Source organism: Pyruvatibacter mobilis (assembly GCF_012848855.1).
Classification (GTDB): Bacteria; Pseudomonadota; Alphaproteobacteria; order CGMCC-115125; family CGMCC-115125; genus Pyruvatibacter; species Pyruvatibacter mobilis.
This window is the reverse complement of record NZ_CP051630.1, coordinates 1,947,874-1,959,829: the sequence shown is the minus strand read 5'-3', so window position 1 is coordinate 1,959,829 and position 11,956 is coordinate 1,947,874. Positions and strand designations below refer to the sequence as shown.

Genomic DNA, 11,956 nt, shown 5'->3' with positions numbered 1-11,956 from the left:
AACTGGTGCAAGGCCATGCGTCCCGCTAGGCTCGCGCGATGATGCAGCCCCGCCTCAAATCCGAAATCCGTGTCCACGCCATGCTGCGCGGAGCGGCTGCCGCGGGCATCTTCGGCGCGGTTCTCCGCCGTGGTGATGACACGGCCGGGGCCATCATCGTGCGGCTGGCGCCCGACGCGCAGACCGCGATGCTTTATTGCGCAGCCCCCGGCCCCGGCACCGATGATGACGGCCGCCCGCGCTGGATCTGCGCCACGGGTCCGGACCCCGTCCCGAATGACGAGGCCAACGCCTGGCTCTCCCGCCGCATCGACACGGACCCGGACATGTGGGTGGTGGAGTTTGAAACGGCAAAGAGCGGGCCCTGCCTGGACGGCACCGTGGTGGACACGGCCCCGCCGCAGGAAGACCCGCTCATCGCTCAGATATTCAGAAAATAGGGAAAGGGCCCTTCGCCCTCACGGACGCATGAAGGCAATCCCGTCATCCGCGTCCATGTTCTCGGCAGCGGCAGTCAGCTCGCTGGCGATGTCTTCCGGGCTGCGGTCCATCTTGTAGAGCTTCAGCACTTCGTCGAACAGCACGCGCGCCACCGCGTCACGCGGATAGCTGCTGGCGGCGGCCTCCTCGAGCGCTGCCTTGACGTGCTTCTCGACGATTTCACGGGCATTTGCCATGGTCGTATTCCTTCTCAGGACGTTGCGTAAATAAGAGGTTCGCGCGCAATCTACACCAGCGCCCAGCCGGGCGGCGATGATCAAAATCAATCCGCAAGGCTGCCATGACGGGACCTGCTTCGGGGGCCTTCTCCGGGCACCCGCCCGGTGCCGCGCGGGTTGAGAGTGGCCCGCCTTCCCGCTATCAGAGGCCCGGATACCGGCCGCACCGGCCACCCAGCCCCGCCTGCGCTTCCCCGCGTACTCTCAAGGAACACGATCCGCCATGACAGACCTCCAGACCCTGCCCATGGAATTCTGGGAGCTGCTCGTCAGCGTCTGGCAGGACGGCATCCAGGGCGTCGATTTCGGCCGCGTGCTGGTGGCGCTCGGCATCCTCATCTTCTTCTACATCCTGCGCGGCCTGTTCGCCCGCATCGTGGTAGCCGCCGCCGGCAAGTGGGCCGCGCGCACCCAGACGCAGGTGGATGACCTGCTGGTGGAAGCGCTGGCCCCGGCCCTGAAGCTGATGGTCTTCACCATCGGTGTCTTCGTCGCGGGCCGCTACCTCGCCTTTGACGGGCTGGCGGAGGAGCTGCATCTGCGGCTCGTCCGCTCCATGGTGGCCGTGGCCTTCTTCTGGGCAGCCTACAATTTCACCAAGCCGCTGACCCTTGCCTTCAAGCGCCTTGAAGTGGTGCTGACCCGCGAAATGGTGGACTGGCTCGTCACCGCCACGCGGATCGCGGTGATCCTGCTGGGCGTCGCCACCGTGCTGCAGATCTGGGGCATCCAGGTTGCCCCGCTGATCGCAGGTCTCGGCCTGTTCGGCGTCGCGGTGGCGCTCGGCGCGCAGGATCTGTTCAAGAACCTGCTGGCCGGTCTTTCCATCCTCATCGAAAAACGCTTCGGCGTCGGTGACTGGGTGAAGGTGGATGGCGTGGTCGAGGGGACAGTGGAGCATATCGGCTTCCGCTCCACCCGCGTGCGCCGTTTCGACAAGGCACCCGTCTATGTTCCGAACACGGAGTTCGCCGACGGCGCGGTGACGAATTTCTCCGCCATGACCCATCGCCGCATCTACTGGAAGATCGGCGTCGAGTACCGCACCACCCGCGACCAGCTTGCCGAGATCCGCAACCGCATCGAAGCCTTCCTGCTGGACTCCGACGAATTCGCCAAGCCGCCTGAGGTGCCGCTCTTCGTGCGTATTGATTCCTTCAACGACAGCTCGATCGACATCATGCTCTATTGCTTCACCCGCACCACCGTGTGGGGCGAGTGGCTGGAAGCGAAGGAACGCCTGGCCTATGCGGTGAAGGACATCGTTGAAGGCGCGGGCACGGGCTTTGCCTTCCCCTCAACCTCCCTTTACGTGGAAAGCCTGCCCGGCGGCACGCCGGAAGCCTTCTCCCCGCCGGAGGGGTCGTCACCTGAGGGCTCATCCGGCGGCAGCGGCGCGCAGGCGAAACTGCCCGCAGGCAACCCCGCGGACGGCCAGACCGCAGGCGAGGCGGAAACCGGCGCTGACACCTGATCTGTACCCGGGGGGTGCGTAGAGCGCGCGCCTACATGGCGGCGCGGTGCGGTGCTTCGGTGCTGTGGTCATCTTCCAGCGGCTCACTGGCGAACAGCGCCCGCCAATAGCCCACCAGCCGGTCTGCCGTCGCAGGGTCCAGGGTCTCGAAACATGACATCAGGCGGAAGACTTCCTCCGTACCGCGACGGCTGCCCATCTCGCCAAGCCTGACGAGGGTCGAACAGGTGGAGCGCGCAAACCCGGCCGCCCGGCAGGCCGTCATCAACCCATAGCCGCCGGGTTCATCCAGCAATGCTTCCGATGTCGCCCGGTCGATGCCCGTCAGCCTGTCAAAACAGGCATGGAAGGCATCAAGCTGGCCGTCGCGCAGCAGGCGCACCACCAGAGGTTCCTTCAGTTCATTGCGCGTCTGCTTGTCGACGGCAAAGGCCAGCGCGTGTGGCGGATGGGGCTGCGCGTCGCCCGTGGCGATGCCGCGCGCAGCCGCTGTCTGCAAGGCAAGCTGCAGGGCGTCCGGCTGGATTGCCATGGCCCGCTCGAAAGCCTTGCCGCCAAGCTGCGGTGCCACGTGCCAGCCAAGCTGGACTGCCACATCCGCCGGCAGGTCCGGCCGGGTGATGAGGGCCAGTTGCAGGGCGGGCAGGGCAGACGCTGCCTTGAGCAATATCTCGAAATCCGCCCGTTGCAGAGGCGCATCCGCGTTTTCGGCCAGGCAGGTGAGGGAATGCGGATCCTCGAGGGCAACGATGTGCCTCACCAGCGTGGCCGACAGGCCCTGCCGCTGGGCGATCACCGCCGCGTGGCCCGCCCCGTGCCGGTCGATCAGGTCGATGAGATCGTTTTCCGTCAGTTGCGGGCTGTGCACCAGCAGGGGCGCCGCCACAAAGGCCGTGTCGTTGAGAAGCGCGTCCACCAGCACCATCGGCGGCGTCTCAACGTCCAACAGGGTGGACGCCAGGGCGGCACGGCCATCCTCGTCGGCTACCGCCCCGAGATCCTTCAGCAGCATGCCGAAGCCCTCGCGCACCGTCTCCGAACAGCTGTCAGCGTCGGAGAGATAGAGCGCCGTGATGCAGTCGAGCAGCGCCCTGCGCCCCTCGGCGGACCTGTCCCGCAGAAGGGTCGGCAGCGCAGCAAGCTGGACCAGGACAGAGGGCATGGGGACGGACATTCTCCGGGTGAACGGCAGGGTGATCGGGCGGTCGTCTCAGGCAGTCTGATCCGCTGTGAACTGCGGCATTCGTGCCCTAGCCCGGGGGCATGGGGGCGACTAGATTGCGAGCCTTCATTGAAGAGGAGATTTGCGAAGGCAGGGTAAATTTTCCGTACCTTTCGCAGCCTTCCCTCCATAAATCGTGACCCCGGGAGAGCCCGCATGGCTGAGGTGTTTTTCGTGTTCCTGCGGCTGGGTCTCACCGCCTTCGGCGGTCCGGTGGCCCATATCGGCTATTTCCGGGACGAGTTCGTCACCCGCCGCCGCTGGATCAGCGATGAGGGCTATGCGGATCTCGTGGCCCTGTGCCAGTTCCTGCCCGGACCCGCCTCCAGCCAGGTTGGGCTGGGTCTCGGCCTGTTGAGGGCCGGGCCCGCCGGGGCGCTGGCCGCGTGGCTGGGCTTCACCCTGCCGTCCGCCCTCCTGATGGCCGGGGCGGCGTTCTCCCTGCTCGAGCTGGGAGAGGCCATTCCGGCGGGATTGCTGGCGGGCCTCAAGGCGGTGGTGGTGGGCGTCGTCGCCCATGCGCTTCTGGGCATGGGCCGCAGCCTGACGCCGGACCTGCCGCGTCTTGCTCTTGCCGGTGCAGCGCTGGCACTGACGCTGGTTGTGGGCGGGGTCACCGGCCAGCTTGCGGCCATCGTGCTGGGCATCATCGCCGGACTTGCTTTCCTGCGCGGCCTTGCGCCCACCAGCGATCGCGGCTCAGGCCTGCATGCACCGTTCCCGCGGCGGCTCGCCACCTTGTTCCTAGTGGTGTTTGCCCTCCTGCTGGTCGGCCTGCCGCTGCTGGCGGCGAAGGATACCTCCCTCGGCATGGCCATCGCTGATGGCTTCTACCGCTCCGGCGCGCTGGTGTTCGGCGGCGGCCATGTGGTGCTGCCCCTGTTGCAGGCCGAAACCGTGGCACCGGGCCTTGTGGGGGCAACGGAATTCACCGCGGGCTACGGGCTGGCGCAGGCGATGCCGGGGCCGCTTTTCACCTTCGCGGCCTTCCTCGGCGGGGCAGCCGGTCTTGATCAGGGCGTGGCGGCGGCAAGCCTCTATGCGGCGCTGGCCCTTGTCATGGTGTTCCTGCCCGGCGCGTTGCTGCTGGCCGCAGCACTGCCTTTCTGGGCCGGGCTGCGTGCCAACCACACAGCGCGGGCAGCGCTTACCGGGGTCAATGCGGCGGTGGTCGGCATTCTGGCGGCCGCGCTCTACACGCCCGTTGCGACGACCGCCATCCATGACTGGACCGACATCGCGATTGCGCTCATGGCCTTCCTGGCGCTGCAGGTGCTGCGCTGGCCGGCATGGGTGGTGGTGCCCATCGGCGCGGGCTTCGGCCTCGCCTTCGCGGCATTCGTCTGAGGCGATTTATCCACAAGCACGGCCCGCCGTTAACGGTTGGTTCACCATGTCAGGCTCACGCTTTTGGTCATGAACCAGGAGTGAGGAGCAGGACCATGGCCACCAAGCCAGCCGAACCCGGCACGACTGACGCAGCACCCGAGCCCGGTGCCATCGCCGAGAAGGTGATTGCCTTCGCGCCGCCGGAGCGCCCCATGCGTGATTTTCCAAAGGGCCATGAAGCCGATGTGCTGCCGCTGCGCGCGCCGCGCAAGAAGCGCCGCAAGACCGTGGCCGAGATCGCCAAGTCCTGACCCTGCCGGGCTGTTAAGGCGGGGAGGGGATCAGGCCGCCGCTGCCTTCTGCGTGGCAGCGTCGATCGCGCCCGCCAGCCGCTCCACCAGCATTTCCAGCTCGTCATCCGAAATGGTGAAAGCCGGGCCGAGGCAGATGATGTCGCGGATGTCGCCCGTGCCGCCGGGATAGAAGAACGCGCCGCGCGCCAGCCCCTGACCAACCACCGCATTGGTGATGCCCGCCTCGGCCGGATAGAGCGCCAGCGTCTCCCGGTCAGCGACAAGCTCGATCCCCCAGAGAAGACCGCGCCCGCGTATCTCCGCCACATGCGGGTGCTGGCCCAGCCGGTCCCGCAGCAGCGCTTCCAGCTTGCGGCCCTGGGTGGCGGCGCGGGCCACCAGGTCTTCCCGCTCCATGATCTCCAGCGCCTTGTCGGCAGCCGCGCAGGCCCCCGGATGGCCGCCATAGGTATAGAACATCAGGCTGTCGCCGCGTTCAGCCAGCGGTGCCAGCACCTCGTCGCTGGCATAGATGCCTGCGAGCGGTGCATAGCCCGCCGTCAGTCCCTTGCCCGCATACATGATGTCCGGCCGCACATCGAAATGCTCGATCCCGAACCGCGCGCCGGTGCGCCCGAAGCCCGTCATCACTTCATCGATGATCAGCAAGACCCCATATTGCTGGCAGATGCGCTGCACTTCCGGCCAGTAGCGCGGGCCCGGCTCCTGCGCCCCGCCGGAGGAGCCGGTGATGCTCTCTGCCAGAAACGCCGCCACCGTTTCCGGTCCCTCGGACAGGATCGTGTCTTCAAGGGCTTTCGCGCAGCGAATGTCCTCATCCGGATGATTGCGCCCAAGCGGGCTGCGCAGGGCATAGGGCGCGGGCACCTTGGGGAAGTGCGGGGCGTAGGGCTCAAAGCCCTTCTGCCGCGCGGTGTGGCCGCCGGCGGCCAGGGTCAGCGCCGTGGCACCATGATAGGAGGGCACGCGGCCGATGATCTTCCAGCGCGTGTCCTGCCCGATCGCTATCTGATACATGCGCGCAAGACGGATGGCGGCATCCGCTGCCTCCGACCCGCCGCTCGACAGATGCACGCGGGTGAGATGATCCGGCAGCCATGACGCCTTGAGCCGTGCCACCAGCCGCTCGCGCTGCGGGGTGAGGAAGGTGGGCACGATATAGCCCGTATCACCCACCGCTTCGGCCATGGCCGCGGCCACCTCCTTGCGCCCATGGCCAATGCTGGCGGCGATGGCACCGCCCGCCGCGTCAAGAATGCGTGTTCCGTTGGCCATCTCCAGCCACACACCTTCCGCCTTCACCACGTCGATGATGCGCGGTGAGGGAATGAACGGCCAAACGTCTGATTTTGGATGCGGGGCAGGGGACATGGCACGGGGCTCCGGGCAGGCAGATATCATCAAGGATGGGTGATGCATGGCCTGTCTGCGCCAGCGCTGCTTGTCGCGGGCTGCAAACCGCCATATCACCCGGGTATGGGACGCCGTTCGGCGTTCGCATGAATGCCAGGAAGGGTAGACGGACAGTCAGGCCATGAAAATAGTCGTTCTCGGTGCCGGTGTGGTGGGCGTCACCACGGCCTATTACCTTGCCGAGCGGGGCCATGAGGTAACCGTCATCGACAGGGCCGAGGGCCCGGCCCTTGAAACCAGTTTCGCCAATGGAGGCCAGGTGTCTGCCTCCGGCAGCGCGCCCTGGGCAGCGCCGGGTGTGCCCTGGCAGGGGCTCAAATGGCTGGGCCGGGCGGATGCGCCTTTGCGCTGGAAGCCGCGGCTTGATCCGGCGCAATGGTCCTGGCTCATGGCCTTCCTGCGCCGTTGCACGGCCGAAGCCTATGATGCGGGTGTGACGCGCAACCTGACCCTGGGCCGACTCAGCATCACCGAGCTGCGCCTGCTCAGGGCCCGCCTCGGGCTTGACTATCACCAGCAGACAAAAGGCATCCTGAAGATTGCCAAGTCCGACGCGGACCTGGCCGACCTCAGGGACAAGGCTGCCAAGCTCACGGCCAAGGGCGCCCAGGTGCGCTTTGTCGATGCGGCGGAATGCGCCGCGATCGAACCGGCGCTCGAGCCCGCTGTTACAGCCGGCGAAGTGCGCGGCGGCATCCACTTCCTTGATGATGAAAGCGGCGACGCGCATCTGTTCACCGAGCAGGTGGCGGCAGCCGCTGAAGAGGCAGGCGTCACCTTCCGCTACGGCACGGCGGTGGAGGCGCTTGAGACAGCAGGCAAGGCCGTCACCGGCATCCGCACATCGTCCGGACCCGTCGCATGTGACCATGTGGTGGTCTGCCTCGGTGTCGGCAGCCGCGCCCTGCTCCGGCCGCTGGGCATCCGCCTGCCGGTCTATCCGGTAAAGGGCTATTCGGTGACGGTCGATCTCGACGGCAGCAACATCGCCCCGGCGGTCAGCCTCACCGATGAGGAACGCCGGGTGGTGGTCAGCCGCTTCGGGACGCAGCTGCGCGTCGCCGGCATGGCGGAGCTGGCAGGCAACGACCTGACCATCGACCCGGCCCGCGCCCGCGCCGTGCGCCAGGCCCTCGATGACCTGTTTCCCGGCCTTGCACGCCTGCCGGACGCCAGGGTGTGGACCGGCCTGCGCCCGATGACACCCGATGGCGGCGCCATCATCGGTGCAGCCCCGCCCTGGGCCAACCTCACCCTCAATACCGGCCACGGCACCTATGGCTGGACCATGGCCTGCGGCAGCGCCCGGCTGGTGGCCGATCTCGTGAGCGGCGAAACGCCGCCGCTGGATATGGGCCTGGTGAGTCTCGCCCGCTTCCGCTGACCGGTTTTCCCCGCCGCCGAAACACGGGTTTTCCCCGGGTTTCTGCCGTTTGAGCAGATTTTTGTGCGCTGCACAAATTATCGCTTGTCAATGTTGCGCTGCGTATATATATGTTGCGTCGCACAAGGGGAAAACGGCCCCCGCCGCCCGGCACCGCGCGTTCCGCGTCCGTGGCGCCCGGAGGCCACCCCGACGACAGAGTTTGTCCCCCGCGTATCTGGGGTTGTTCCAGTTCCTCATCATGGGAAGACCCCGCGGCGCCCCCATCCCAAGCCGCCGCGCACAGGAGTGACCGATATGGCTGCTGCCAAGAAGACCACCACCAAGAAGACCACCACCCGTCGCCGCCCGTCTGCCAAGAAGGCCGCGCCGAAGAGCCCGATCCGCACCGCCGCCCACACCGTGATCGACACGGTCGAGGCCAATGTGGTTGACGGCTTCAAGGCCGTCCGCGCGACGGTTGACGCCAAGGACCTGCAGGCCGCGCTCGACATTCAGCGCAAATATGCCGAAACCGCCCTCAAGCGCACCCGTCAGGGCGCCGAGAAGGTCTCCGGCATTGCCTCCAAGGCCGTCAAGGAAGCCAGCGAGCCGCTGGTGAAGCGTGTGCAGGACGTGCGCACCCGCGTCGAGACCAATGTGAACGAAGCTCTGGGCCGCGCCGCGTAACCTGCGGCAACCGACCCGAAGACAGCAACGCCCGGCCGCCCCTCCCGCGCAGCCGGGCGTTTGCTATTTGGCGCGCTCGATGAGCCCAAGCCCCAGCGCCGAGGCAATGACGCCGAGCGCGAACAGGGCGATGCCGGAATGCACGTCCGCCGTGGTCAGAAGCTGGCCGTTGAGCAGGATGACCAGGAGCGCCAGCACGAGCACATCCGCCATCGACCAACGCGACAGCGCCGCCAGCCACCACAGGGTCCGGGGCAGGGTCCGGTGCAGCCGCGCGCCCGGTGCCCGCATCTGCCTGACGGCCGCAAGCCCCAGCACAATCTTGCCGACCGGAAACAGCACCGACACGGTGAACACGAACACCGCCAGCGCCGTCTGGCCGCTCTCCGCCATGCTGACAATGCCGCCGAGAATGGAATAGCTGCGCTCGAACACCCAGAACGAGCTCACCGAAAGGGCCGGCAGCGTCACCCCGCCGAGGATCAGTCCCAGCGCCGCCCACAGCAGCGCCGCCGCCGCATGCACCCGCAGGCGTGATGCAGCCTGCCTGCCGGCTGCACGTGGCACAGCCTGCTCGCCGGCAGAAATCGCCGCGCGTGGCGTGTCATCGGAAACAGGTGAGGGGAGGGGCGACGCGCACATGACCGCATCCTAGCGCGGTCGCGCGCTGTCGTCTTGAATGGGAGATGAAACTCCGCAAGAGGCGCGGCGCGGGGCGCAGGCCCGCCTAGCCCGCGTGCCGCTTCTGCATCACCGTCTTCCGCCCGTCGCCGGTCGGCTGATAAACCTCGCGGAAGCGGCTGTTGGCCTCCGCCCACGCACTTTCGGTAATGCGCGCATCACCATCCACCGCGTCATAGCCGCAGCGGGCAAGGTAATGCAGCTGGTCCACCAAGACCCCGCCGGTCGCCCGCAGCTCACCCTGATAGCCGCCGCGATGACGGATCAGCCGCCCATAGGAAAACCCGCGCCCGTCCTTGAACTGCGGAAAGTCCACCGCGATCAGGCTGAACCGGTCAAGATCGTCCATGATCTCGTCCGGATTGTCGCTGCTTTCCAGCGCCACGCCGATCGGCTTGTTGCGCGTCAGCAGCGTCTCACGGTCCTTCAGCCAGCGGCCCATGCTCACCAGCGCGTGGCAGTCCTCCGGCAGGTCCGCGTCATCTTCCACGCGCACCCACTTGTCCTCGGTCACTTCCTTCCCGTTCTTAAGCAGCGGCATAAAGGGTCTCCTTGAACGGGTCGATGCCGATCCGGCGATAGCAGGCAAGGAAGCTCTCGCCCTCTTTCCGGTTGGCCACATAGGTTTCAACGATGGTCTCGACCGCATCCACGATGCGGTCCTCGGTGAAGGCCGGGCCCACGATGTCGCCGACAGCGGCGTTCTCGTTGGCCGAGCCGCCGAGGGTCACCTGGTAGTTCTCCACGCCCTTCTTGTCGACGCCGAGAATACCGATATGGCCCACATGGTGATGGCCGCAGGCATTGATGCAGCCCGAAATCTTGATCTTCAGCTCACCGATATCGTATTCGCGGTCGAGATCGGCAAACCGCTCCGAGATCGCCTGGCCGATGGAGATTGACCGCGCATTGGCGAGGTCGCAGTAATCAAGCCCCGGGCACACGATCATGTCGGAGATCAGGCCGATATTCGGCGTTGCCAGCCCCGCCGCATCAAGCCGCTTCCACACCTCATAGAGGTCGCGCTTCTTGACGTCGGGCAGCACGAGATTCTGCTCATGGGTCACGCGGATCTCGCCGAGGCTGAAGGTCTCCGCGATGTCGGCCACAGCGTCCATCTGGTCCGCCGTAGCGTCCCCCGCAATGCCGCCAATGGGCTTCAGCGAGATGTTGACGATGGCATAGCCCGGCACCTTGTGGTCCGCGAGGTTCGTCCGCGCCCACTGGGCAAAGGCCTTGTCGTCCGCCAGCGCCTTGTCGAACACTTCAACGGCATCCGGCAGGCTTTCATAGGCCGGCGGGGCGAAATAGGCGCGGATGCGTTCGATCTCGCCGTCCGGCAGCTTCAAATCTTCGCCCGCGCCGCCTTTCGCGAATTCGTCCTTCACTTGGCGCGCGAATTCCTCCGCACCCAGAGCATGCACCAGGATCTTGATGCGCGCCTTGTAGAGATTGTCGCGCCGCCCATGCATGTTGTAGACGCGCATGATCGCATCCATGAAGTGCAGCAGGTCGCGGGCCGGGATCTTTTCACCCACCAGGTGACCCACCATCGGCGTGCGGCCAAGCCCGCCACCGGCATAGATGTCGAAGGCCGGCTCGCCGTTCTCGCCTTCCACGATGATGATGCCCACATCATGCACGCGGATCGCCGCGCGGTCGCTCGAATGGCCGGTGATGGCGATTTTGAACTTGCGCGGCAGGAAGGTGTATTCCGGGTGGAAGGTCGACCACTGGCGCAGGATCTCCGCCCAGATGCGCGGGTCGTCGATCTCGCCCGCCGCCACGCCCGCATACTGGTCGGACGTGACGTTGCGGATGCAGTTGCCCGACGTCTGGATCGCATGCATCTCGACGGTCGCAAGGTCTTCCAGGATCGCCGGCACATCCTTCAGCTTCGGCCAGTTGAACTGGATGTTCTGCCGCGTCGTGAAGTGGCCGTAGCCCTTGTCGTAGGTGCGCGCCACATGCGCCAGCATCCGCATCTGGCGGCTCGCCAGCGTGCCATAGGGAATGGCGATGCGCAGCATGTAGGCGTGCAGCTGCAGGTAAAGCCCGTTCATCAGCCGCAGCGGCTTGAACTCGTCTTCCGTCAGCTCGCCCGCAAGGCGCCGCTTAACCTGACCGGTGAATTCCTTCACCCGGTCCTGAACAATGCTGTGGTCGAATTCGTCGTAGCGATACATCTTGCGTCTCTGTTGGTCTGGCCATGGCCCGGGACATCACCGGCCGGCCGAATTCTCTTGGCCCGGACGTCCTCCTGCCGGAGGGCGTGTCCGGACGGTCAGGAGGCCTGCTTGCCCAAATCGAGGCGGACGGTCGGCCCGGCGGCGCGGATCTGTTCGCGCACGCTCAGCGGCTTGGCTTCGCCGTCTTCGCCATCCACGTCGAAGAGGTACGGGTTGACCACGATTTGGTCCACGACACCGGCCTGGGCCTGCTCCAGCAGCTTGGCGCCTTCTTCCTTGCCGTCGGCAATGGCAGCGTCCGTGATCACGTCCGACCATACATTGGCGGCGGTCAGGTACACCGGTTCACCGTCCAGCAGACGGTTCGCCGTCACCGAGTGAAACCGCGCCTTTTTGTTGATGTGCTGGGCCATGCCTGTCCAAACCGCTCCAAACTCGCTCTGCGGGAATACGCGCGCCCGTCGCACCGGGTGTCGCCGCGCAACATCTACCGGGAACATGGGGAACAAGCAATTATCCGTCAATCCCGGTGTGAAAATATATGGATAACACAAAAACCGTG

Annotated in this window: 13 protein-coding genes; 6 read left to right on the top strand and 7 right to left on the bottom strand. The window is 66.2% G+C overall.

Annotation, left to right across the window (positions count from 1 at the left end; translation table 11 throughout):
• The first annotated feature begins 38 nt into the window (after window positions 1-38).
• The gene (locus HG718_RS09140; RefSeq protein WP_160587352.1) at window positions 39-440 is read left to right on the top strand and encodes a DUF1491 family protein; all 402 of its coding nucleotides are present in this window, start codon (window positions 39-41) and stop codon (window positions 438-440) included.
• An 18-nt stretch (window positions 441-458) separates the two neighbouring features.
• On the opposite strand, the gene HG718_RS09135 is transcribed toward HG718_RS09140, so the two are convergent.
• On the bottom strand, window positions 459-677 hold the full coding sequence (locus HG718_RS09135) for a hypothetical protein (RefSeq protein ID WP_036263942.1): 219 nt from the start codon (window positions 675-677) through the stop codon (window positions 459-461).
• 265 nt (window positions 678-942) lie between these two features.
• On the opposite strand from HG718_RS09135, the gene HG718_RS09130 reads away from it, so the two are divergent.
• Complete coding sequence (locus tag HG718_RS09130) at window positions 943-2,193, top strand: mechanosensitive ion channel family protein (protein ID WP_160587353.1); 1,251 nt, start codon at window positions 943-945, stop codon at window positions 2,191-2,193.
• A gap of 31 nt (window positions 2,194-2,224) precedes the next feature.
• On the opposite strand, the gene HG718_RS09125 is transcribed toward HG718_RS09130, so the two are convergent.
• Window positions 2,225-3,355, bottom strand: coding sequence for a DUF2336 domain-containing protein (locus HG718_RS09125; protein WP_160587354.1), 1,131 nt, complete (start codon window positions 3,353-3,355; stop codon window positions 2,225-2,227).
• Between the two features lie 216 nt (window positions 3,356-3,571).
• Between HG718_RS09125 and chrA the strand changes: the two genes are divergently transcribed.
• The gene (gene chrA / locus HG718_RS09120; RefSeq protein WP_160587355.1) at window positions 3,572-4,762 is read left to right on the top strand and encodes a chromate efflux transporter; all 1,191 of its coding nucleotides are present in this window, start codon (window positions 3,572-3,574) and stop codon (window positions 4,760-4,762) included.
• A 95-nt stretch (window positions 4,763-4,857) separates the two neighbouring features.
• On the top strand, window positions 4,858-5,055 hold the full coding sequence (locus HG718_RS09115) for a hypothetical protein (RefSeq protein ID WP_027840467.1): 198 nt from the start codon (window positions 4,858-4,860) through the stop codon (window positions 5,053-5,055).
• Between the two features lie 30 nt (window positions 5,056-5,085).
• Here HG718_RS09115 and HG718_RS09110 read toward each other — a convergent pair whose 3' ends face one another.
• Window positions 5,086-6,429, bottom strand: coding sequence for an aminotransferase family protein (locus HG718_RS09110; RefSeq protein WP_160587356.1), 1,344 nt, complete (start codon window positions 6,427-6,429; stop codon window positions 5,086-5,088).
• 163 nt (window positions 6,430-6,592) lie between these two features.
• On the opposite strand from HG718_RS09110, the gene HG718_RS09105 reads away from it, so the two are divergent.
• Window positions 6,593-7,855 (top strand): D-amino acid dehydrogenase, encoded by a 1,263-nt coding sequence (locus HG718_RS09105; RefSeq protein ID WP_160587357.1) that lies wholly within the window; start codon window positions 6,593-6,595, stop codon window positions 7,853-7,855.
• 297 nt (window positions 7,856-8,152) lie between these two features.
• Complete coding sequence (locus HG718_RS09100; protein WP_027840464.1) at window positions 8,153-8,524, top strand: phasin family protein; 372 nt, start codon at window positions 8,153-8,155, stop codon at window positions 8,522-8,524.
• A 63-nt stretch (window positions 8,525-8,587) separates the two neighbouring features.
• Here the strand turns inward: HG718_RS09100 and HG718_RS09095 are convergent, their stop codons facing one another.
• The 4 genes from HG718_RS09095 to HG718_RS09080 form a co-directional block, all read right to left on the bottom strand.
• Complete coding sequence (locus HG718_RS09095; RefSeq protein WP_160587358.1) at window positions 8,588-9,091, bottom strand: paraquat-inducible protein A; 504 nt, start codon at window positions 9,089-9,091, stop codon at window positions 8,588-8,590.
• A gap of 160 nt (window positions 9,092-9,251) precedes the next feature.
• Complete coding sequence (locus HG718_RS09090) at window positions 9,252-9,746, bottom strand: DUF934 domain-containing protein (protein ID WP_027840463.1); 495 nt, start codon at window positions 9,744-9,746, stop codon at window positions 9,252-9,254.
• Window positions 9,733-11,391 carry a nitrite/sulfite reductase gene (locus tag HG718_RS09085; RefSeq protein WP_160587359.1) on the bottom strand — a complete coding sequence of 553 codons (1,659 nt, stop codon included), beginning with the start codon at window positions 11,389-11,391 and terminating at the stop codon, window positions 9,733-9,735. Before HG718_RS09085 ends, HG718_RS09090 begins: the two co-directional genes overlap by 14 nt.
• Window positions 11,392-11,489: 98 nt before the next feature.
• A complete protein-coding gene (locus HG718_RS09080) occupies window positions 11,490-11,807 on the bottom strand; it encodes a DUF2849 domain-containing protein (protein ID WP_160587360.1) in 318 nt (105 codons plus the stop codon).
• Window positions 11,808-11,956: the final 149 nt, after the last annotated feature.